Annotated in this window: 19 protein-coding genes; 4 read left to right on the top strand and 15 right to left on the bottom strand. The window is 70.3% G+C overall.

What is annotated here, in order from left to right:
• Positions 1–17: 17 nt before the first annotated feature.
• The 4 genes from kdpB to AC07FA_RS10190 form a co-directional block, all read right to left on the bottom strand.
• Positions 18–2,150: a potassium-transporting ATPase subunit KdpB gene (gene kdpB / locus AC07FA_RS10175; RefSeq protein WP_479074462.1), complete on the bottom strand. Its 2,133-nt coding sequence runs from the start codon at positions 2,148–2,150 to the stop codon at positions 18–20.
• Entirely contained in the window at positions 2,147–3,811 is a 1,665-nt protein-coding gene (gene kdpA, locus AC07FA_RS10180; RefSeq protein WP_479074463.1) for a potassium-transporting ATPase subunit KdpA, read from the bottom strand. The genes kdpB and kdpA overlap by 4 nt, the downstream gene beginning before the upstream one ends.
• 9 nt (positions 3,812–3,820) lie before the next feature.
• A complete protein-coding gene (kdpF, locus tag AC07FA_RS10185; RefSeq protein WP_479074464.1) occupies positions 3,821–3,910 on the bottom strand; it encodes a K(+)-transporting ATPase subunit F in 90 nt (29 codons plus the stop codon).
• 234 nt (positions 3,911–4,144) lie between these two features.
• Positions 4,145–5,050, bottom strand: a complete 906-nt coding sequence (locus AC07FA_RS10190) for an aminoglycoside phosphotransferase family protein (protein WP_479074465.1) — start codon at positions 5,048–5,050, stop codon at positions 4,145–4,147.
• A 308-nt stretch (positions 5,051–5,358) separates the two neighbouring features.
• Here AC07FA_RS10190 and AC07FA_RS10195 point away from each other — a divergent pair, with 308 nt between their 5' ends.
• Positions 5,359–6,153, top strand: a complete 795-nt coding sequence (locus AC07FA_RS10195; protein WP_479074466.1) for an SGNH/GDSL hydrolase family protein — start codon at positions 5,359–5,361, stop codon at positions 6,151–6,153.
• A gap of 123 nt (positions 6,154–6,276) precedes the next feature.
• Here AC07FA_RS10195 and AC07FA_RS10200 read toward each other — a convergent pair whose 3' ends face one another.
• Entirely contained in the window at positions 6,277–7,113 is an 837-nt protein-coding gene (locus AC07FA_RS10200; protein WP_479074467.1) for a class I SAM-dependent methyltransferase, read from the bottom strand.
• Positions 7,114–7,200: 87 nt separating this feature from the next.
• Between AC07FA_RS10200 and AC07FA_RS10205 the strand changes: the two genes are divergently transcribed.
• Together AC07FA_RS10205 and AC07FA_RS10210 are read left to right on the top strand one after the other, a co-directional pair.
• The gene (locus tag AC07FA_RS10205) at positions 7,201–9,048 is read left to right on the top strand and encodes a S9 family peptidase (protein WP_479074469.1); all 1,848 of its coding nucleotides are present in this window, start codon (positions 7,201–7,203) and stop codon (positions 9,046–9,048) included.
• A gap of 82 nt (positions 9,049–9,130) precedes the next feature.
• A complete protein-coding gene (locus tag AC07FA_RS10210) occupies positions 9,131–9,925 on the top strand; it encodes an SURF1 family protein (protein ID WP_479074470.1) in 795 nt (264 codons plus the stop codon).
• Positions 9,926–10,007: 82 nt separating this feature from the next.
• Here AC07FA_RS10210 and AC07FA_RS10215 read toward each other — a convergent pair whose 3' ends face one another.
• The 7 genes from AC07FA_RS10215 to AC07FA_RS10245 form a co-directional block, all read right to left on the bottom strand.
• Positions 10,008–11,276 (bottom strand): hypothetical protein, encoded by a 1,269-nt coding sequence (locus AC07FA_RS10215; RefSeq protein WP_479074471.1) that lies wholly within the window; start codon positions 11,274–11,276, stop codon positions 10,008–10,010.
• A complete protein-coding gene (locus tag AC07FA_RS10220; RefSeq protein WP_479074472.1) occupies positions 11,273–11,848 on the bottom strand; it encodes a SigE family RNA polymerase sigma factor in 576 nt (191 codons plus the stop codon). The genes AC07FA_RS10215 and AC07FA_RS10220 overlap by 4 nt, the downstream gene beginning before the upstream one ends.
• 357 nt (positions 11,849–12,205) lie before the next feature.
• Positions 12,206–13,270 carry an aspartate-semialdehyde dehydrogenase gene (locus AC07FA_RS10225; RefSeq protein ID WP_479074474.1) on the bottom strand — a complete coding sequence of 355 codons (1,065 nt, stop codon included), beginning with the start codon at positions 13,268–13,270 and terminating at the stop codon, positions 12,206–12,208.
• The gene (locus AC07FA_RS10230; protein ID WP_479074476.1) at positions 13,267–14,538 is read right to left on the bottom strand and encodes an aspartate kinase; all 1,272 of its coding nucleotides are present in this window, start codon (positions 14,536–14,538) and stop codon (positions 13,267–13,269) included. The genes AC07FA_RS10225 and AC07FA_RS10230 overlap by 4 nt, the downstream gene beginning before the upstream one ends.
• Before the next feature lie 212 nt (positions 14,539–14,750).
• Positions 14,751–15,410: a DUF5063 domain-containing protein gene (locus tag AC07FA_RS10235; RefSeq protein ID WP_479074478.1), complete on the bottom strand. Its 660-nt coding sequence runs from the start codon at positions 15,408–15,410 to the stop codon at positions 14,751–14,753.
• Positions 15,411–15,475: 65 nt separating this feature from the next.
• Positions 15,476–16,075, bottom strand: coding sequence for a recombination mediator RecR (recR, locus tag AC07FA_RS10240; RefSeq protein ID WP_266707091.1), 600 nt, complete (start codon positions 16,073–16,075; stop codon positions 15,476–15,478).
• 78 nt (positions 16,076–16,153) lie between these two features.
• Positions 16,154–16,489 carry a YbaB/EbfC family nucleoid-associated protein gene (locus tag AC07FA_RS10245; protein WP_363074963.1) on the bottom strand — a complete coding sequence of 112 codons (336 nt, stop codon included), beginning with the start codon at positions 16,487–16,489 and terminating at the stop codon, positions 16,154–16,156.
• Between the two features lie 310 nt (positions 16,490–16,799).
• Between AC07FA_RS10245 and AC07FA_RS10250 the strand changes: the two genes are divergently transcribed.
• Complete coding sequence (locus AC07FA_RS10250) at positions 16,800–17,582, top strand: SLATT domain-containing protein (RefSeq protein ID WP_479074479.1); 783 nt, start codon at positions 16,800–16,802, stop codon at positions 17,580–17,582.
• 43 nt (positions 17,583–17,625) lie between these two features.
• On the opposite strand, the gene AC07FA_RS10255 is transcribed toward AC07FA_RS10250, so the two are convergent.
• From AC07FA_RS10255 to AC07FA_RS10265, 3 genes are all read right to left on the bottom strand, one after another.
• Positions 17,626–18,276, bottom strand: a complete 651-nt coding sequence (locus AC07FA_RS10255) for a hypothetical protein (protein ID WP_479074480.1) — start codon at positions 18,274–18,276, stop codon at positions 17,626–17,628.
• Positions 18,277–18,359: 83 nt separating this feature from the next.
• Entirely contained in the window at positions 18,360–19,097 is a 738-nt protein-coding gene (locus AC07FA_RS10260; protein ID WP_479074481.1) for a GntR family transcriptional regulator, read from the bottom strand.
• Positions 19,098–19,230: 133 nt separating this feature from the next.
• Entirely contained in the window at positions 19,231–20,595 is a 1,365-nt protein-coding gene (locus AC07FA_RS10265; protein WP_479074483.1) for an aminotransferase class III-fold pyridoxal phosphate-dependent enzyme, read from the bottom strand.
• Positions 20,596–20,603 lie beyond the last annotated feature (8 nt).

A 20,603-nucleotide genomic window follows, 5' to 3' on the forward strand; every position in this document is an offset into this window, starting at 1 on the left:
ATCTGCACGCTCCTGAATCAACGCAGCCCGGGGAAGAGGGAGATGACGAGGTCGATGGCCTTGATGCCGACGAACGGGGCGACCAGGCCGCCGAGTCCGTAGATTCCGAGGTTGCGGCGGAGCATCCTGTCGGCGCCGGTGGGCCGGTACCGGACTCCTCTGAGCGCCAGCGGCACCAGCGCGATGATGATCAGCGCGTTGAAGATGACGGCGGACAGGATCGCCGACTCCGGCGAGGCCAGGTCCATGATGTTGAGCTTGTCCAGGCCCGGGTACACGACCGCGAACATCGCCGGGATGATCGCGAAGTACTTCGCGACGTCGTTGGCGATCGAGAAGGTCGTCAACGCTCCCCGGGTGATGAGGAGCTGTTTGCCGATCTCGACGATCTCGATGAGCTTGGTCGGGTCGGAGTCCAGGTCCACCATGTTCCCGGCCTCCTTGGCGGCCGATGTGCCGGTGTTCATGGCCACTCCGACGTCCGCCTGAGCGAGCGCCGGCGCGTCGTTCGTACCGTCGCCCGTCATCGCGACGAGCTTGCCGCCCGCCTGCTCCCGCTTGATGAGGGCCATCTTGTCCTCGGGCGTCGCCTCGGCGAGGAAGTCGTCGACCCCCGCCTCCTCGGCGATGGCCTTCGCGGTCAGCGGGTTGTCGCCCGTGATCATGACCGTCTTGATGCCCATGCGCCGCAGTTCGTCGAACCGCTCCCGCATGCCCTCCTTCACCACGTCCTTGAGGTGGATGACTCCCAGGACCCGGGCGCCCTCCCCGTCCTCGGACGCCACCAGCAGCGGTGTGCCGCCGGCCTCGGAGATACGGTCCGCGAGCGCCTGCGCGTCCTCGGAGACGCGGCCGCCCCGCTCCTTCACCCACGCCAGTACCGAACCGGTCGCGCCCTTACGGACCTTGCGTCCGTCGACGTCCACACCCGACATACGGGTCCGGGCGGTGAAGGCCACCCAACGGGCCTGCGCCAGTTCGCCGCGGTGGCGCTCCCGCAGTCCGTACGCCTCCGTCGCCAGGACCACGACCGAGCGGCCCTCGGGCGTCTCGTCAGCCAGCGAGGAGAGCTGGGCGGCGTCCGCGAGTTCCGCCTCGGTCGTGCCCGCGACCGGTACGAACGCGGATGCCTGTCGGTTGCCGAGGGTGATGGTGCCGGTCTTGTCGAGCAGCAGCGTGGAGACATCGCCCGCGGCCTCGACCGCGCGCCCGGACATCGCCAGGACGTTGCGCTGGACCAGCCGGTCCATGCCCGCGATGCCGATCGCCGAGAGCAGCGCACCGATCGTCGTCGGGATGAGGCAGACCAGCAGCGCGGTGAGCACGGTCATCGACTGCCGGGCGCCGGCGTACGTGGCGAACGGCTGGAGCGTGACGACCGCGAGCAGGAAGACGATCGTGAGGGACGCGAGCAGGATGTTGAGCGCGATCTCGTTGGGGGTCTTCTGCCGGGCGGCGCCCTCGACCAGGTTGATCATCCGGTCGATGAAGGTCTCGCCGGGCTTCGTGGTGATCGTGACGACGATCCGGTCCGACAGCACCTTCGTACCGCCCGTGACAGCGCTGCGGTCGCCGCCCGACTCCCGTATGACCGGCGCCGATTCGCCGGTGATCGCCGACTCGTCGACCGAGGCCACGCCCTCGACGACGTCACCGTCGCCGGGGATGATGTCGCCGGCCTCACAGAGCACGAGGTCACCGACGCGCAGGTCGGTGCCGGGGACCCTCTCCTCACGCGTACCGACGAGCCTGCGGGCGACCGTGTCCGTCTTGGCCCTTCGGAGCGTGTCGGCCTGCGCCTTGCCGCGGCCCTCGGCCACGGCCTCGGCGAGGTTGGCGAAGACCGTCGTCAGCCACAGCCAGCCGGTGATCGCCCAGCCGAACCAGTCGCCCGGCTCCCTGACGGCGAAGACCGTCGTGAGGACCGATCCGATCAGCACCACGAACATGACGGGGGACTTGACCATGACCCGGGGGTCGAGCTTGCGCAGCGCGTCCGGGAACGCCCTGATGAGCGTCCTGGGGTCGAACAGACCCCCGCCCACCCCGCCGCTCCGGGGCGTACGGCCGGTGGGAGCGCCCTGGCGCGGCGCCCCGGCGGGGGTGGCGGTCGGCGTGCTGGGGGTGACGGTCGGCGTACTGGTGCTCATGACGCGAGCCCTTCGGCGAGCGGTCCCAGCGCGAGCGCCGGGAAGTAGGTCAGACCGGTGATGATCATGATGGTGCCGATCAGGAGGCCCGTGAACAGCGGCTTCTGCGTGCGCAGCGTGCCCGCCGTCTCGGGGACCGGGCTCTGTTCGGCCAGCGATCCGGCGAGCGCCAGCACGAACACCATCGGCAGGAAGCGGCCCAGCAGCATCGCGATACCGATCGTGCTGTTGAACCACTGCGTGTCGGCGTTCAGTCCGGCGAAGGCCGATCCGTTGTTGTTGGCGCCCGAGGTGTACGCGTACAGGATCTCGGAGAAGCCGTGCGCACCGGAGTTGGTCATCGAGTGGCCCGGGGTGTCCAGGGCCATCGCCGCGGCGGTGAAGCCGAGGACCAGTGCCGGGGTGACGAGGATGTAGCAGGCGGCGAACGTGATCTGCCGGGTGCCGATCTTCCTGCCCAGGTATTCCGGGGTGCGGCCGACCATCAGCCCGGCGATGAACACCGCGATGACCGCCATGATCAGCATTCCGTACAGACCGGAGCCGACACCGCCCGGGGCGATCTCGCCGAGCTGCATGCCCAGCATCGTGATGCCGCCGCCGAAGCCGGTGTACGAGGAGTGGAACGAGTTCACCGCGCCGGTGGAGGTGAGCGTGGTGGCCACCGCGAAGACCGACGAGCCGGCGATCCCGAAGCGGGTCTCCTTGCCCTCCATCGCGGCGCCCGCGAGGTCGAAGGCCGGTCCGTGGTGCGCGGACTCGGTCCACAGCATCAGGAGGCTGAAGCCGATCCAGAGGGTGGCCATCGTGGCGAGGATCGCGTACCCCTGCCTGACGCTGCCGACCAGCGTGCCGAAGGTGCGGGTCAGCGCGAACGGGATGAGCAGGATCAGGAAGATCTCGAAGAGATTCGAGAGGGGGGTGGGGTTCTCGAAGGGGTGGGCGGAGTTGGCGTTGAAGTAGCCGCCGCCGTTCGTGCCCAGCTCCTTGATGGCCTCCTGCGAGGCGACCGCGCCGCCGTTCCACTGCTGCGAGCCGCCCATGAACTGGCCGACCTCGTGGATGCCGGAGAAGTTCTGGATGGCGCCGCACGCGACCAGGACGATCGCGCCGATCACGGAGACCGGGAGCAGGATGCGGACGGTGCCGCGCACCAGGTCGGACCAGAAGTTGCCGAGTTCACCGGTGTGAGCGCGCGCGAAGCCCCGTACGAGGGCGATGGCGACCGCCATGCCCACCGCGGCGGACACGAAGTTCTGCACCGCGATGCCGCCGGTCTGCACGACGTGACCCATGGCCTGTTCGCCGTAGTAGGACTGCCAGTTGGTGTTCGCGACGAACGAGGCGGCGGTGTTGAACGCCTGGTCCGGGTCGATCGAGGAGAAGCCGAGCGAGCCGGGCAGCGAACCCTGCACGCGCTGCATCAGGTAGAGGAAGAGGACGCTCACCGCGGAGAAGGCGAGGACGCCGCGCAGATAGGCGGGCCAGCGCATCTCGGTGGTGGGGTCGGCGCCGATGGCCTTGTACATCCACTTCTCGACACGCAGATGCCTGTCGGAGGAGTACGTACGGGCCATGTGGTCGCCGAGCGGGCGGTACGCCAGCCCCAGCGCGACGATCAGGGCGAGGAGCTGGAGCGCTCCGGAGAGGACAGGACTCATGGCCGGGGCTCAGAACCTCTCCGGCTTGATGAGGGCCAGCACGAGGTAGCCCAGCAGGGCGGCGGCCACGACGAGGCCGACGACGTTCTCGGCGGTCACAGCTTCGCCACCCCTCGGGCGATGAAGGCCACCAGCGCGAAGACCGCGATCGTGGTGACGACGAAGGCCACATCGGCCATCGTGAGCTCCTGAGTGAAGAACGGATTCTCGGACATTCCGAGGAAACGCCTTCTCAGGGGGGTGGCGGCTCCCGTTAACGGGTCCCATACGAGTCGGGGGACGCTCTTGACGCATCCCCTACGGCGGGGAGCCGCGCGGGCGGGGGCCGGCCGGTCAGCCCACGCGCCGGAAGTCGTCCAGTGCCTCGCCCACCGCGCGTCGGGCGACGGCGGCCAGTACCGGGTTCGTGACGCGGTAGTAGCGGTACGCCACGAGGCCGAAGGTCAGCGCCCAGCTCCTGCCCCGCGCCCACGTCGCGTCGTCCACCTCGACGGCCTCGCGGAACAGGCCCCGGGAGCTCGTGGAGAACAGGGTCCAGGCGGCCATCGTGTCGCAGGCGGGGTCGCCGGTGCCGAGCCCTCCGAAGTCGATGACGGCCGCGAGACGCCCGTCCCGGGCCAGCAGGTTGCCCGGCAACAGATCGCCGTGGAGCCAGACGGGCTCGCCCTCCCACTGGGGGAGCCGCAGAGCCGCCTCCCATGCCGCCGTCACGAGGTCCGCGTCCACGGCGCCGTCCGCCCCCAGCTCGCGGATCGCGGTGCGGACGTCCGTATCGCGGGTACTCACCGGCCCGCCGCGGAAGCCCGCCGGTCCTCCGCTCGCGTCGACCGTGCGCAGGGCGGCCACGAAACGGCCCAGCCGGACGGCCGCGTCCGGCTCGTCGGTGAGGGGTGAGTCGTAGACGTTCTCGCCGTCCAGCCAGCCGTAGACCGACCACGGCATCCCGAACTCCTCACCCGGTTCGCCCAGGCCGAGCGGGACCGGCACGGGCAGCGGGAGGTGCGGGGCGAGGCGGGGCAGCCAGCACTGCTCCTTGGCGACCTGGCCCGCCGCGCCGGGAACGCGCGGCAGACGTACGGCCATGTCCTCGCCCAGCCGGTACATGGCGTTGTCGGTGCCCGCGGAGCGGATGGTGGTGACGGGGAGATGCGCCCACCGCGGGAACTGCGCGGCGATCAGCCGGCCGACCAGCGTGGCGTCGATGTCGACTTCGTCGGCGTGCATCTTCGTGCCCGTCATGCAGGGACCTTCCTCGGCTGTACGCGGCCGTACGCGGCGGGCATCCAGACCGGCCCCGCCCGGCGGGGAACGGTACTGACCACCACAGCGGCCGTTCAAATGATTTACCCACCGAAACGCCCCAACGGCCTTTATTTCAGGGGGCATTCGAGGTTTATCTACGCGCGGAGCTTCGACTACCGAACGATCATTCGGGCATATCAGACGACTTCTTGCGCGGGCATTACCGGCGAGTACCCGGAGCTGCTAAAAACTGGGGCGCCCCACCAAATCCCCCCCATCCCCCACACTTCGAAGGGCTGGCAGCCATGTCAGTACGAAGAATCTGGGCATCCCTCTCCACGCTCGCTCTCGCCGCCGTCGCCGCGCTGGGCGCCGCCACGCCGGCCTCGGCGGCCGCCGGTGGTTACGTCGCTCTCGGCGACTCCTACTCCTCCGGTGTCGGCGCCGGGAGTTACCTCTCCGACAGCGGTGACTGCCGGCGCAGCACCAACGCGTATCCGTACCTATGGGCCGCGGCGAACTCCCCCTCGTCGTTCGCCTTCGTCGCCTGCTCGGGGGCGACGACGAGTTCGGTCTCCAGCGGCCAGCTGGGGGCGCTGAGTTCCTCGACGGCGCTCGTCAGCGTGACCGCGGGCGGCAACGACGTCGGGTTCGCCGACGTGATGACGGACTGTGTCCTGTCGAGCGAGGCCACCTGTCTGAACAGCGTGAACGCGGCGGTCTCCCAGGTGGAGAACGTGCTGCCGGCGCGCCTCGACTCGCTCTACAGCGGCATCCGTTCACGGGCTCCGCAGGCGCGTGTGGTGGTGCTGGGCTATCCGCGCTTCTACAAGCTCTCCGGCAGCTGCATCGCCGGGCTCACCGAGACCGAGCGCGGTGCGATCAACAGGGCGTCGGACATCCTGAACGGCGTCCTCGCCAAGCGGGCCGCCGATGCCGGATTCACCTTCTCCAGCGTGGTGGACGAGTTCACCGGACACGAGCTGTGCTCCGGTGACGCCTGGATCCACAGCGTCTCGATCCCGGTCTACAACTCGTACCACCCCAAGGCCACGGGGCAGGCGGGCGGATATCTGCCGGCCTTCCGCTCGGCCGCGTAACGCACGGGTTCCACCCGCCGCGTCACGCACAGGGTTCCGCCCCACGGGGTCCTTCCCCACAGATGCGGCGGTCCACCGGAGTCCGCTCCGGAGGGCCGCCGCATCGCCGTGACCCCCGAGGGCTCAGCCGTGGAGCGGGCGGGACGCCTTGACCGAGTACATCAGGGGGATACGCGGGCGGTCGGCCGGGAAGCGGTAGTAGCCGTCACCCTGCCGCTCCAGTGCGGCGAAGCGCGCGAAGAGCGAGGCGTCGTGCTCGTGCAGCAGCTCGATCCGCAGCCCGGCCGAGGCCAGCGCCGAGACGACCTCGCCCACCGGATGCTGCCACTCGACGCTTCGGTTGTGGATCGTCGGCGCGTCGAAGTCGGTGTACGTGCCCGGCGTTTCGTCCACCCATGCCTCACGGCTGAAGTAGTCGTACGTGACCCGGGAGCCCGTCGCGTCGTCCAGCGCGTCGGTGAGCGGATGGAACTCCGCGAGGTAGAGGAAGCCGCCGGGGGCGACGAGCGAGGCGGCGGTCTCCGCCCAGCGCTCGATGTCGGGCAGCCAGTTCAGCGCGCCGACGCCCGTGTAGACGATGTCGTACGAGGAATCGGGGACGGCCTCCGCCGCGTCGTACACATCTGCGGCGACGAAGGCCGCGCGCTCCGGGGTGAGACCGAGGGAGCGGGCCAGACCGCGGGCGGTCTCCACGGCGGGCTCGGAGAAGTCGAGACCGACCACGTGCGCGGCGCCGTGCCGGGCCCAGGAGAGGGTGTCGAGCCCGATGTGGCACTGAAGGTGCAGCAACGACTTCCCGGTGACGTCACCGACCTCGGCGAGCTCGAAGTCGCGCAGCGCGTCCTTCCCCGCGCGGAACGCGTCGAGGTCGTAGAAGTCGCTCGCCGCGTGTATCGCCACGCGCTCGTCCCACCGCGCGCGGTTGGCGTCGTGCCAGTCGTCCGGAGTCGGTGCATGCATGCCCGAAAGTTACCCACAGGCGGGGGACGGCGCGAACAGTTATCCACAGGCCGCTCGGCCGTGCGCGCGATCGGGTTGGATGGTGGCATGAGCGACACACAGAACGTCTCGTCCACGCCGGAGTGGGAGCAGCGATTCCGCGCGCCCCGCGTGTCCCTGCCCGACTGGGCCGAGGACGCCCCTGACCGCTCACTGTTCGTCTCCAACGCCACCGGGACGTATGAGCTCTACGCCTGGGACCGTGCGAGCGGGCGGCAGCGCCAGGTGACCGACCGGCCCAACGGGACGACCGACGGTCTGCTGACGCCGGACGGCTCGGCCATCTGGTGGTTCAGCGATACCGACGGCGACGAGTTCGGTGTGTGGATGCGGCAGCCCTTCGACGGCGCCCAGGGGGAGGACGAGCCCGCCGCCCCGGGGCTCGAACCCTCCTACCCCGCCGGTCTCGCCATCGGCCGGGACGGTACGGCGGTGATCGGCCGCTCCACCGACGAGGAGGGCACGACGATCCATGTCGTACGCCCCTCGGACGCCCCCGTCGAGATCTACCGGCACCGGGAGTCCGCCGGGGTCGGAGACCTCTCCCACGACGGCACTCTGATCGCCCTGGAGCACACGGAGCACGGGGACGCGATGCACTCCGCGCTGCGGGTGGTGCGGTGGCAGGGCGCCCCCGGCACCGAGGACGGCGGGGCGGCGCCGACGGTCGCCGAGCTGGACGACACCGAGGGCGGCACGAAGGAGCTCGGCCTCGCCGTCCTGGGCTTCTCCCCCGTGGCCGGTGACACCAGGCTCCTCGTCGGGCACCAGCGCAGGGGCCGCTGGGAGCCGATGATCTGGGACCCGGTCGCGGGGACCGAGACGCATCTGCCGATCGACCTCCCGGGTGACGTGGGCGCCGAGTGGTATCCGGACGGCTCGGCGCTCCTCGTCGAGCACAGCTTCGAGGCCCGCAGCGAGCTGTGGCGGTACGAGCCCGGTGCGAAGGAGCTGGTCCGGGTGGAGACCCCGGCCGGCTCGGTGTCGGGCGCGACGGCCCGGCCGGACGGCACCGTGGAGTACCTCTGGTCATCGGCCGCGCGACCGCCCGTCGTCCGGTCCACGACCGGCGCCGTGGTCCTCGACCCGCCGGGCGCCCAGGCACCGGCGTCGGTGCCCGTCGAGGACGCGTGGGTGGAGGGCCCCGGCGGCCGTATCCACGCCCTCGTGCAGCGGCCCGCCACCGGGGACGGCCCGTTCCCGACCGTGTTCGAGATCCACGGCGGCCCGACCTGGCACGACAGCGACGCGTTCGCGTCCGGCCCGGCGGCCTGGGTGGACCACGGTTTCGCCGTCGTACGGGTCAACTACCGCGGATCGACCGGCTACGGCCGTGCCTGGACGGACGCGCTCAAGCACCGGGTCGGGCTCATCGAGCTGGAGGACATCGCGGCCGTCCGCGACTGGGCGGTGAAGTCCGGCCTTGCCGACCCGGCCCGGCTGGTCCTGGCGGGCGGTTCCTGGGGCGGCTACCTGACCCTGCTCGGTCTCGGTACGCAGCCGGACTCCTGGGCCCTGGGCCTGGCGGCCGTTCCGGTCGCCGACTACGTCACGGCCTACCACGACGAGATGGAGGCCCTGAAGGCGATGGACCGCACGCTGATGGGCGGCACGCCGGAGGAGGTGCCCGAGCGCTTCGAGGCGTCTTCCCCGCTCACGTACGTCGACGCGGTGCGCGCCCCCGTCTACATCTCCGCGGGCGTCAACGATCCGCGCTGCCCCATCCGCCAGGTGGAGAACTACGTGGACCGTCTGAAGGCCCGCGGCGCGGTGCACGAGGTGTACCGGTACGACGCGGGGCACGGCTCGCTCGTCGTGGAGGAGCGGATCAAGCAGGTGCGGCTGGAGCTGGACTTCGCGCTCAGGCACCTGAAATCGAGCCCGTCCGACGATTGAGGACAAAGCGGGTGGCCGGACGGCAGCGGCGACTGAGGGCCCCGCTCCGGACCGGCGGGAGCGGGGACCGTACCGTGGAGGGGTGTACCGGTTCCTGCTGACCCCGCGATGGTGGGGGATCAACCTCTTCGTCGTGCTGGCCATACCGTTCTGCGTGTTCATGGGCACCTGGCAGCTCGGCCGCTTCGAGGATCGCGTGCAGACGCACGAGGAGGCCGAGAAGCGGCCCGATCCGAGTACGCGGGCCGCCAAGCCCCTGGACTCCCTGCTGCCGGTCGACAAGGTGACGTCCGGCAGCCCCGCCACCGCCACCGGGACGTACGCCGAGCAGTTCCTCGTACCCGGCCGCGAGCTGGACGGCCGTAACGGCTTCTACGTCCTCAACCTGCTCCGTACCGACAGCGGCAAGGCCCTGCCGGTCGTACGCGGGTGGCTGCCCGGCACCGCGGGCCGCACCGAGGTGCCTGCCGCACCGGCCGGCCAGGTCACGGTGACCGGCGATCTCCAGGCGTCCGAGAACGCGGGCACGGACGGCGTCCACTCCGAGGGCGGGCTGCCCGAGGGCCAGCTCGGCATGATCAGCGCCGCGTCGCTCGTGAACCTCGTGCCGTACGACGTGTACGACGCCTGGGTCACGCTCCAGAAGCCTGAGGCGGGTTCGGACGGCAAGGGCGCCACGGGTGGCGCGCTGAAGCCGGTGCCCGCCGAGGCGCCGCAGGGCAGCGGGCTCGACCTGAAGGCGTTCCAGAACCTCGGCTACACGGGTGAGTGGTTCGTCTTCGGCGGCTTCGTGCTCTTCATGTGGTTCCGGCTGCTGCGGCGTGAGGCCGAGGCGGCGCGCGATGTCGAGCTGGGGCTCGCGGCCGACGCCGACTGACGAGCCTCCGGCGTCGAACGGGATGTGAGGAGGGGGAGGGCCCGCGTGCGGGCCCTCCCCCTCCTCACATCCCGCCTCGCCCTTACTGGGACACCGCGAGCACTCCTGTGCGGTAGATCGTGCCCGCGCAGGCGTCGGAGATCGTCGTCTGCGCCGTCGGGGACCCCGCCTCCGAGGTGTGCGACACCGCGACGCTGCCGTCCGCGGTCCCGCCGTCCTCGCTGCCGAACTGTGCTTCCGTGCCCGTCGAGGCCGCCCCTTCGCTCGTGGAGCCGCCGACGGCGTCCGTCGGGGTGGGGCTGGGCGAGGTGCCGGTCGTCGGACAGGTCTCCGACGGCACCCAGGCGAACCGCACCTCGTACGCCATGGCCGGCTTCAGCATCACCGTGCCGGGCTCCAGCGAGGGATCGGGCAGTCCGGCCGCGGGGTCACCGGCGGTGTGCTGGACGACCTGGACCTTGAGCGGGTCGGCCGCGCCCATCGCCTGCACGCCCACCGAGCCGTTGCCGCTCACCGAGCATTCCTCACCGGACACGTTGGAGATCCGGAACGTGCCGTACACCGTGCCGTCGGCGCCCGCGGCACCCGACTCGGCCGATACGACACCCAGCTGGCCGGGGCCGCAGCTGGGCATGGCGGCCACCTCGGAGCGCGGGGTGTCGGCGACGCCGCCGATGCCCTGGGGGTCGGGAACGTCGTCGGTGTCCGAGGAGGGGGAGGCGGAGACATCGGGGTCGCCCTTGCCGCTATCGGTCACCTCGTCGGCGGGCCCCGGGTCCTTGTCGTCGCCGGGCTCCTCGCCCGACTCCTCCCCGCTGCCGCCCTGGGCCTGCTCGCCGTGACCGGCGATGGCGGGGTTGGCTCCGGTGGCGCCGTCCGAACTCGCGACGTGCACGAACGCGGGGACCGCGGTGCCGAGCAGCAGGGCCGCCGCGGCGAATCCGACGACCGCCTGCCGGCGCCGCGCGCGCCGGGCGGGCACGGCGCGGTGGAGGTGGTCGAGGGTGCCGTTGGAGGGTTCGAGGTCCTGGACGGCTCCGTGGAGCATGCGGCGCAGGGCGAGTTCGTCGAGGTCGGCTGCCGCGTCCTGGGCGTGCGCCCCGTCCCACTCGGGCTCCGCGTCCCGTTCCCGTTCCATTTCCGGTTCGGGGGCCGGTTCGGGGGCGGTTTCGGGGACCGGTTCAAGCTCCGGTTCCTGGTCGGGAGTTCGGCCCTGGTCCGGAGCCTGACCTTGGGCCTGGCCCCGGTCCTCGGCACCGTCCGGGTGGGCGTCCGGTGTGTTCTCCGACCCGTGGTTCACAATTCCGTTTCCAGTCCGGTCGCTCTCACGCCTGTGCTCGGGGCCACTCATGCCTGCGCCTCCATCACGACGCGCAGCGCCGCGATGCCTCGGGATCCGTACGCCTTGACCGAGCCCAGCGATATCCCCAGGGTCTCCGCGACCTGGGCCTCCGTCATGTCCGCGAAGTAGCGCAGCACCAGCACCTCTCGCTGGCGTCGTTGCAGCCCCTTCATCGCCTTGATCAGCGCGTCCCGCTCCAGCTGGTCGTACGCCCCCTCCTCCGCGCTCGCCATGTCCGGCATGGGCTTGGAGAGCAGCTTCAGCCCGAGGATGCGGCGACGCAGTGCGGAGCGGGAGAGGTTGACCACCGTCTGGCGGAGGTACGCGAGCGTCTTCTCCGGGTCACGTACCCGATTGCGCGCCGAGTGCACGCGGATGAACGCCTCCTGCACCACGTCCTCACACGACGCGGTGTCGTCCAGCAGCAGGGCCGCGAGGCCGAGCAGCGAACGGTAGTGGGCGCGATAGGTCTCGGTGAGGTGGTCGACCGTGGTCCCCGCTGCCACCGTCTCCTCAGCGCCCTCGCGCTGCGAAGGCAGCCGCGTGGAACGTGCAGCGGGCATGGGCGCAATCACCGGCATACCGCCGGCTGCGCGGGGCCGCCGGAGCGGACGCAATGAAGCGCCTCGCAACGGGCCCACCACTGTGATGTCGAGAACCTCTGCCACGCCAGTTGGACACGTTTCCCCCCGTCAGGGTTGTACGCGTGCGCCATCGCGTTTGGCGCTGTGCGACATGCCCTCATACGTACCTGCTCTTCCCCGAATGCCCCATACGTGCGCCCCGCCACACGAGAGTGACGGCATAGACGCAGCCGCCCGACTCGCGGTTGCAGAAAGCCAGGAGATCATCGTCGGATACGGCAATGTCCCAGCTCAAGAGGTTCAGACCTGCTACTTGCTCACAGGGAACGCACAGATCCTACAAAACCGGCTCGATCAGGTCCGGGGAAATTCGGCGGCCACCGACTCGGCGATCTGCGCGACATTCAGTGCCGCACCTTTTCGGAGGTTATCGCCGCAGATGAACATTTCGATCGCTCTCGGGTCGTCCATCGACTGCCGCACGCGCCCGACCCAGGTCGGGTCGGTGCCCACGACATCGGACGGGGTGGGGAAGTCACCGGACGCCGGGCTGTCGAAGAGCACCACCCCGGGGGCGGTCGCCAGGATCTCGTGCGCCCGTTCGACGGCGACCTCGTTCTCGAAGCGCGCGTGGACGGACATCGAGTGTGTCGCGACGACGGGCACGTACACGCAGGTCGCCGCGACCCGGAGATCCGGCAGACCCAGGACCTTCCGGCACTCGTCGCGGATGGCCATCTCCTCGGACGACCAGCCGTTTCCGGCATCGGTCCCGGCCCACGGCACGACGTTCAGCGCCACGGGAGCGGCGAAGGGGCTCGCCTCGCCGTCGCCGAGGGCGCGTCGTACGTCTCCGGGGTGCGTGCCCAGCTCCGTACCGGCCACCAGGGACAGCTCCTGGCGGAGCGCGGCGACGCCTTCGCGGCCTGCGCCACTCACCGCCTGGTAGGAGGAGACGATCAGTTCCTGAAGGCCGAATTCGGCGTGCAGGGCACCGACCGCGACGATCAGTGACAGCGTCGTGCAGTGCGGGGACGCCACGATGCCGCGCGGCCGGAGCCGGGCGGCATGGGGGTTGATCTCGGGAACGACCAGCGGCACGTCGTCGTCCCCGCGGAAGGCGGCCGAGTCGTCGATGACCACGGCGCCCTTGGACGCGGCGAGCGGCCCCCACCGGGCGGACACCTCGTCCGGCACCAGGAACAGGGCCACGTCGACACCGTCGAACACGTCCTCGTCGAGCGCGAGGACCTCTGTCTCCGCACCGCGGACGACCAGCTTGCGGCCGGCCGAACGCGGCGAGGAGATCAGCTTCACGTCGCCCCAGACATCCGCGTGCTGCGAAAGGATCTGGAGCATGACGCCGCCGATCACCCCGGTCGCACCGACGACCGCGAGCGATGGGCGGCTGTGCGTCATCGTCCGGTGCCTCCGTAGACCACTGCCTCGTCGGAGTCGCTGTCGAGTCCGAAGGCGGTGTGCACGGCGCGCACGGCCTCGTTGACGTCGTCGGCGCGGGTGACCACCGAGATGCGGATCTCGGACGTCGAGATCAGCTCGATGTTCACGCCCGCGTCGGAGAGAGCCTCGAAGAAGCCTGCGGTGACGCCCGGGTTGGTCTTCATACCCGCGCCGACCAGGGAGATCTTGGCGATCTGGTCGTCGTACCGCAGCGACTCGAAGCCGATGGCGCCCTTCTGCCGCTCCAGGGCGTCGATGGCCTTGCGGCCCTCGGACTTCGGGAGCGTGAAGGAGATGTCCGTCAGGCCCGTCGACGCGGCGGAGACGTTCTGCACCACCATGTCGATGTTGACTTCCGCGTTCGCGATGGTGCGGAAGATCGCGGCGGCCTCGCCCGGCTTGTCGGGGACGCCGACGACGGTGACCTTGGCCTCCGAGATGTCGTGGGCGACTCCGGAGATGATCGCGTGCTCCACCTGCTGGTCCCCTTGCGGCTCGTTGCTGACCCAGGTGCCGCGCAGTCCGGAGAAGGACGAGCGGACGTGGATCGGAATGTTGTAACGGCGTGCGTACTCGACGCAGCGGTGCAGCAGCACCTTGGAGCCGGACGCGGCCAGCTCCAGCATGTCCTCGGAGGAGATCCAGTCGATCTTCCGGGCCTTCTTCACGACCCGCGGGTCGGCGGTGAAGACACCGTCCACATCGGTGTAGATCTCACAGACCCCGGCGTCCAGCGCGGCCGCGAGCGCGACAGCGGTGGTGTCGGACCCGCCCCGGCCGAGGGTGGTGATGTCCTTCTTGTCCTGCGACACACCCTGGAACCCGGCGACGATCGCGATGTTGCCCTCGTCGAGCGCGGTACGAATCCGGCCCGGCGTGACGTCGATGATCCGCGCTTTGTTGTGAACCGAGTCGGTGATGACACCGGCCTGGCTGCCCGTGAACGACTGGGCCTCGTGGCCCAGGTTTTTGATCGCCATGGCCAGCAGCGCCATGGAGATCCGCTCTCCCGCGGTCAGCAGCATGTCGAACTCACGCCCGGCAGGGATCGGGGAAACCTGCTCGGCGAGATCGATCAACTCGTCCGTCGTGTCGCCCATCGCTGACACCACGACAACCACCTGGTTGCCGCTCTTCTTGGCATCGACGACTCGCTTGGCGACGCGCTTGATGCCCTCGGCATCGGCTACGGAGGAGCCTCCGTACTTCTGCACGACAAGGCCCACGTGCGCTCCTCGCTCAATTCAATAGTGCGGTCGGCTCAGTTTAACGAGCAGTCCGGAATCGACCCGTCCTTACCAGATGGTGAGATGTCCCGCTCACCACGTGGTCCGGCGTGTCGACCCGGACTGCTCGTACGAGGTTGCTGCCCGCCGAACGCAGGACCACGCCCCTTTGTGTCCCAGCCCACACCGATCGGGACGAGGGGGTGAGCGGGTTACTTCGCCGGGCGCAGCCCCAGGGGGCCCGCGATCTCCTGGAACATGACGCGGCCGGCTTCCTCGGCCAGGTCCGCGTCGCCCGGGTCCTGGTCCGTGTCCAGACCGTCCAGTTCCTCAAGGGGCTGGTTCAGGCGGATGTGCGCGACCAGGGACTGGAGGGCGCGCAGGGTCGCGGAGGCGGTGGAGCCCCAGTTGGAGAAGTACGAGAACTGCCACCACCACAGCGCCTCGGCCGTGCGGTCCGCCTCGTAGTGGGCCAGGCCGTGGCCGAGGTCCGTGACCAGGTCGGCCAGGTCGTCGGAGATCCGGTGCGGGACCGGGGCCTTGCGGGGCTCGTACGGGTCGAAGACCTCGGAGTAGACGTCGATCGGTTCCAGGAGGGCCGCGAAGCGTTCGCGCAGGCCGTCCGCGTCCGGTTCGGGGCCGAGGTCCGGCTCGTAGCGCTCGTCGGGCAGGACGTCCTCGTACGCACCGAGCCTGCCTCCCGCGAGCAGGAGTTGCGAGACCTGGAGAAGCAGTACGGGGACGGCCTCTTCGGGCTCCTCGACCTTGGACACCTCGGTGACCGCGACGATGAACGTCTTGATCTGGTCCGCGATCTGGACGGCGAAGTCGTCCGGGTCCTGCGTGACGGAGTTCAGCGTGGCGTCAGACATCGAGGGGACCTCCCGTGGGCGCGGTCTCGAACGGTGAGTGGGGCCGGAGAAGCACAGCGCGGGCGTCAGACATCCAGGAGTCGCCTGCCTTCGAACGCGCGGCCCAGGGTGACCTCGTCGGCGTATTCGAGGTCGCCGCCCACGGGCAGGCCGCTGGCCAGCCGGGTCACCCTGAGACCCATCGGCTTGATCATCCGCGCCAGGTACGTCGCGGTGGCCTCGCCCTCCAGGTTGGGGTCCGTCGCCAGGATCAGCTCCGTGATGGAGCCGTCGGCCAGCCGGGCCAGCAGCTCGCGGATCCGCAGGTCGTCCGGACCGACGCCCTCGATCGGGCTGATCGCCCCGCCGAGTACGTGGTAACGGCCCCGGAACTCGCGGGTCCGCTCGATCGCGACGACGTCCTTCGGCTCCTCGACCACACAGATGACCGTCAGGTCGCGGCGGGTGTCCCGGCAGATGTTGCACTGCTCCTGCTGGGCGACGTTGCCGCACACCGAGCAGAACCGGACCTTGTCCTTGACCTCCAGGAGGGCATGGGCGAGACGCCGTACGTCGGTCGGCTCGGCCTGCAGGACGTGAAAGGCGATCCGCTGCGCGCTCTTGGGACCGACGCCGGGCAGCCTGCCCAGTTCGTCGATGAGGTCCTGAACAACGCCTTCGTACACGGAAAGCCTTTCTGCTGCTGTGCTGCTCTGCTCGTACCGTAGTTGGTACGCCTGGGTATCAGTAGGTCTTGGCCGGGGTCAGAAAGGAAGACCGGGCATGCCGCCCAGACCCTGCGCGAGCGGGCCCAGCTTCTGCTGCTGGAGGGCCTGCGCGTTCTCGTTCGCCGCCTGGACCGCGGCGACGACGAGGTCGGCGAGCGTCTCGGTGTCCTCCGGGTCCACGGCCTTGGGGTCGATCACCAGGGCGCGGAGCTCGCCGGAACCGGTCACCGTGGCCTTCACGAGGCCACCGCCCGCCTGTCCGTCGACCTCTGTCCTGGCCAGCTCCTCCTGGGCCTCGGCAAGGTCCTGCTGCATCTTCTGGGCCTGCTGGAGCAGCTGCTGCATGTTCGGCTGACCACCACCGGGAATCACGGTCACTCCTGGCATTTCGACGACAAATGTTTCGGTATGCCGAGCCTACGTGCTCGCCGGTCGGCGCGCCCCACTCACCCGGGACCAACTCTTTCGGGTGAGATTTGGAATGCGTTGGTCACCCTCCTATACCTGATCACAGGCCGTGCACACCCAGGAATCCCGCGATTTCGACTCCACGCCCCACCATTCGGCGGTAGGAAGGGCATGCGTATCAGTACACCCACGCGCATCAGCGGTAACGCAGAGTTACCCGGAGTCAGCCAGAGAACCCACGTCGTTCCTACGCAGAGTGCAGAGGAGTGCCCCGGTGAGTCAGCCGGAGATGCAGCCCGAAGGGCCGCCCCGCAAGGAGTCCGGCGAGGGAACCGGTGCAGAAACCGGAACTAAGCGCTCCGGTCGATCCCGGGGGGTGGGGGCGCCCCGGGACCTCACGGGCCGCGCCTTCCCGCTCGGCGACTGGGGCGAGCCGGCCGAACGTCTCGACGAGCTCTACCGCTGGGTCGAGGACGGCGCCCTGCGCACCGCGGACTGGTATCTGCAGGACCGCCTGCGCAAGCGGCGGGCGGCGCGGGCGCTGCGGCTGGGCACGGCGGCCGGGGTGGTCGCGGGGGCGGCGCTGCCGCTGCTCGATCTGACGGGGGCGCTGGACGGGGCGGCGGGGTGGGGCTATCTCTCGCTGCTGCTGGGTGCGGCGTGCATGGCGTGCGACCGGTACTTCGGGCTGACGTCCGGATGGATAAGGAACCTCGCGACGGCGCAGGCCGTGCAGCGGCGGCTCCAGGTGCTCCAGTTCGACTGGGCGTCGGAGTGCGTACGGGAGGTGCTGGGGCCGGCCGAGGGCACGGCGAGCGAGGCGGCGGACCGGTGCCTCGGGGTGCTGCGCCGGTTCTCGGAGGACGTCACGGAGCTGGTGCGGTCGGAGACGGCGGACTGGATGGTGGAGTTCCGGGCGGGGCCCGCGCCGATGGCCATGCAGTCGATCGCCTCGGGGGGCGGGAGCGGGCGGGCCGAGCCGGGGGGAGCGGTGGGGCGGTTCGCCCTGCCGACTGTGGGGCGGCCGAACATGCCCCGGCAGCGGCCGCCGGAGTAGGGCCGGGGGGTGAGGGCCGGGTGAGGTGCGTACTGGGGGCCGGTCAGCTGAAGATGATCATTGAGCCTTGCGCCAGGCTTCTGGTCGCGGCCGCGTGCAGGCCCAGCCATACGTGGCGTTCGCGGGCGAAGGGGTTGTCGTCGTGGAGGATCGGGCCGGCCGGTTCCTCCAGGGTCGTCGGGCCGATCGGCGGGAGCGGGGCGGCCGGCGGGTTGGCCGGGTCGATGCCGATCGACGGGGCCACGAACTCCAGATCCCGCAGCAGGCCGTGCGAGGACCCCAACGGACCTCCGCCTTCCAGCAGTTCGTCGTTCGACAGCGGGGCGGCGAAGTCCACCGGGACGTACGCCCCCGCGTGGTCGTAGTGCCAGACCAGGTGCGACTGCTGCGCGCTCTGCTCGAACATCTCCAGCAACTGCTCGTAGTCCCCGCCCAGTTCGTCGACGGGTGTCACGGCGAGACCGCTCAGCTGGAGCAGGTAGGCGCGGCGCAGGAAGTGCAGCGCGTCGTAGTCGAAGCCCGCGACCGGGGCGACGTCCCCGGTGAGGCCCGGCATGTAGGCGTAGACGGGGACCGGCGGCAGTCCCGCGTCGCCCAGCGCCTTGTCGTAGATGGCGATCTCTTCGGCGAACGGATTGTCGGGGCTGTGGCACAGCACGTCGACGAGGGGGACCAGCCACAGGTCACAGGCCACGAATGCTCGCTCTCCAACGGGTTCGTGCGATGGTCGGGACAGCGTAATGCGGACGGAACGTCGCGCACAGAGCACCTCCCGACCTATTCCGCCGGCCCGGCCGTTCCCGCCCGGTGACCGGGGTGCGCCGGGTCTCCGGCCGCGAGCCTGTCGGCCCACTTCAGGCCGTGCTCGTTGTACGCGTCGAGCACCGCGCGCACGGCGTCGGCGTCCGCGTCCACGATCGCCTCCACCAGCTCCTGGTGGCCGTTCCACAGCCAGTCCAGTACGTCGGCCTCCCCGCGCAGATACGGCACGGCGAACACCCACGCCTGAACGCGCAGGCGGTGCAGGAAGTCGGTGATGTACGTGTTGGCGACGATCGCGCCGAGCTCACGCCAGAAGCGCAGGTCGTAGCCGATCAGGATGTCGAGATCGCCGCAGCGTGCCGCCCGTGCGGCCTCCTCCGCCCGGCGGCGTACGGAGACGAGCGCGTCGCGGTACGGACTCAGGCGCTCCCGGGCCGGCTCCGGGCCGTCGAAAACGCCCCGGAACACCCCGTCGATGACGAGCGCGCGGGCCTCCACCATCGACCGGTAGTCGGCCACGCTGAACTCGCGCACCCGGAATCCGCGGTGCTGGTCCGATTCGAGGAGGCCCTGCGCGGAGAGGTCGAACAGCGCCTCGCGGACCGGGGTCGCGGAGACCCCGTACTGCTCCGCGATCTGCTTGACGGTGAATTCGCGGCCCGGCTGCAGACGCCCGGCGAGCACCTCGTCACGCAGCGCGTCAGCGATCTGCTGCCGCAGCGTATTGCGGGTCACGCCTCCGCTCGCGCGCATGGCGCCCCCTCCCGTTTTCGGCTCCGGTCACCATAAGCCAGGCGCGTCTGCCCGGTTCCGGGCAGGGGAAGCCGAAGGGGAGGGGGCGCCGAGGAGGAGGGGGCGCCGGGGGCGGGATGCCGGGCGGGGCTCCTTACGCGGTGTGCTCGTCGGCGACCGAGAGGGCCACGTCCAGGGCCGCGAGACCCTCCTTGGCCTCCGCCTCGGTGACGTTGCAGGCGGGGACGGCGTGGGTGCGGTTCATGTTGATGAAGGGCCACAGGCCGTTCTTCTTCGCCGCCGCGCCGAAGGCGGCCATGGGAGCGTTGTCCGCGCCCGCCGCGTTGTACGGGACCAGCGGTTCGCGGGTCTCCTTGTTGCGCACCAGGTCCAGCGCCCAGAACGCGCCGAGGCCGCGGACCTCGCCGACCGAGGGGTGGCGCTCGGCCAGCTCGCGCAGACCGGGGCCGAGGACGTTCTCGCCGATGTGGGCGGCGTTCTCGATGACCTTCTCGTCCTCCATCACCTTGATCGTGGCGACGGCCGCCGCACAGGCCAGCGGGTGGCCGGAGTAGGTGAGCCCGCCCGGGTAGGGGCGGGTCTCGAAGGTCGCGGCGATCTCCGCGTTGATCGCGACTCCACCGAGCGGCACGTAACCGGAGTTGACGCCCTTCGCGAAGGTCATCAGGTCGGGGGTGACGTCGTAGTGGTCGGCGGCGAACCACTTGCCCGTACGGCCGAACCCGGCCATGACCTCGTCGAGGACGAAGACGATGCCGTACCGGTCGCAGAGCGCGCGGACGCCCGCGAGATAGCCGGGCGGCGGCGTCATGATGCCCGCCGTGCCGGGGATCGTCTCCAGGATGATCGCGGCGATGGTCGACGGACCCTCGAAGGCGAGGGTGTCCTCCAGGTGCTGGAGTGCCCGTGCGCACTCCTCGGCCTCGGTCTCGGCGTAGAACGGCGAACGGTAGAGGAACGGCGCCCAGAAACGGACGACGCCCGCCGAGCCGTTGTCCGACGGCCAGCGGCGCGGGTCACCGGTCAGGTTGATCGCGGTGGAGGTGGCGCCGTGGTACGAGCGGTAGGCGGAGAGCACCTTCGTACGGCCGGTGTGCAGCCGGGCCATACGGACGGCGTTCTCGACGGCCTCGGCGCCGCCGTTGGTGAAGAAGATCTTGTCCAGGTCGCCCGGGGTGCGCTCGGCGATGAGGCGTGCGGCCTCGGAGCGCGCCTCGATCGCGAAGGCGGGGGCGAAGGTGGCGAGCTTGCCTGCCTGCTCCTGGATCGCCGCGACGACGGTGGGGTGCTGGTAGCCGATGTTGGTGTAGACGAGGCCGCTGGTGAAGTCGAGGTAGCGGTTGCCGTCGTAGTCCCAGAAGTACGCCCCCTCGGCGCCGGCGACGGCGAGCGGGTCGATCAGACCCTGGGCGGACCAGGAGTGGAACACGTGGGCGCGGTCGGCGGCCTTCACGGCCGCTCCGGCCGCGGAGTCGACATACGGGGCATGAGGGGTCATGCCGTGAG

It is taken from the genome of Streptomyces sp. NPDC045968 (genome assembly GCF_056430475.1).

Excerpts from the sequence above, each read along its gene's own strand:
- AC07FA_RS10215 (WP_479074471.1), bottom strand. The coding sequence starts at position 11,276 with ATGAGTGGCCCCGAGCACAGGCGTGAGAGCGACCGGACTGGAAACGGA.
- AC07FA_RS10195 (WP_479074466.1), top strand. The coding sequence starts at position 5,359 with ATGTCAGTACGAAGAATCTGGGCATCCCTCTCCACGCTCGCTCTCGCC.
- AC07FA_RS10205 (WP_479074469.1), top strand. The coding sequence starts at position 7,201 with ATGAGCGACACACAGAACGTCTCGTCCACGCCGGAGTGGGAGCAGCGA.
- AC07FA_RS10220 (WP_479074472.1), bottom strand. The coding sequence starts at position 11,848 with ATGCCGGTGATTGCGCCCATGCCCGCTGCACGTTCCACGCGGCTGCCT.
- AC07FA_RS10235 (WP_479074478.1), bottom strand. The coding sequence starts at position 15,410 with ATGTCTGACGCCACGCTGAACTCCGTCACGCAGGACCCGGACGACTTC.
- AC07FA_RS10200 (WP_479074467.1), bottom strand. The coding sequence starts at position 7,113 with ATGCATGCACCGACTCCGGACGACTGGCACGACGCCAACCGCGCGCGG.
- AC07FA_RS10265 (WP_479074483.1), bottom strand. The coding sequence starts at position 20,595 with ATGACCCCTCATGCCCCGTATGTCGACTCCGCGGCCGGAGCGGCCGTG.
- AC07FA_RS10225 (WP_479074474.1), bottom strand. The coding sequence starts at position 13,270 with ATGACGCACAGCCGCCCATCGCTCGCGGTCGTCGGTGCGACCGGGGTG.
- kdpB (WP_479074462.1), bottom strand. The coding sequence starts at position 2,150 with ATGAGCACCAGTACGCCGACCGTCACCCCCAGCACGCCGACCGCCACC.
- AC07FA_RS10260 (WP_479074481.1), bottom strand. The coding sequence starts at position 19,097 with ATGCGCGCGAGCGGAGGCGTGACCCGCAATACGCTGCGGCAGCAGATC.
- kdpA (WP_479074463.1), bottom strand. The coding sequence starts at position 3,811 with ATGAGTCCTGTCCTCTCCGGAGCGCTCCAGCTCCTCGCCCTGATCGTC.
- AC07FA_RS10190 (WP_479074465.1), bottom strand. The coding sequence starts at position 5,050 with ATGACGGGCACGAAGATGCACGCCGACGAAGTCGACATCGACGCCACG.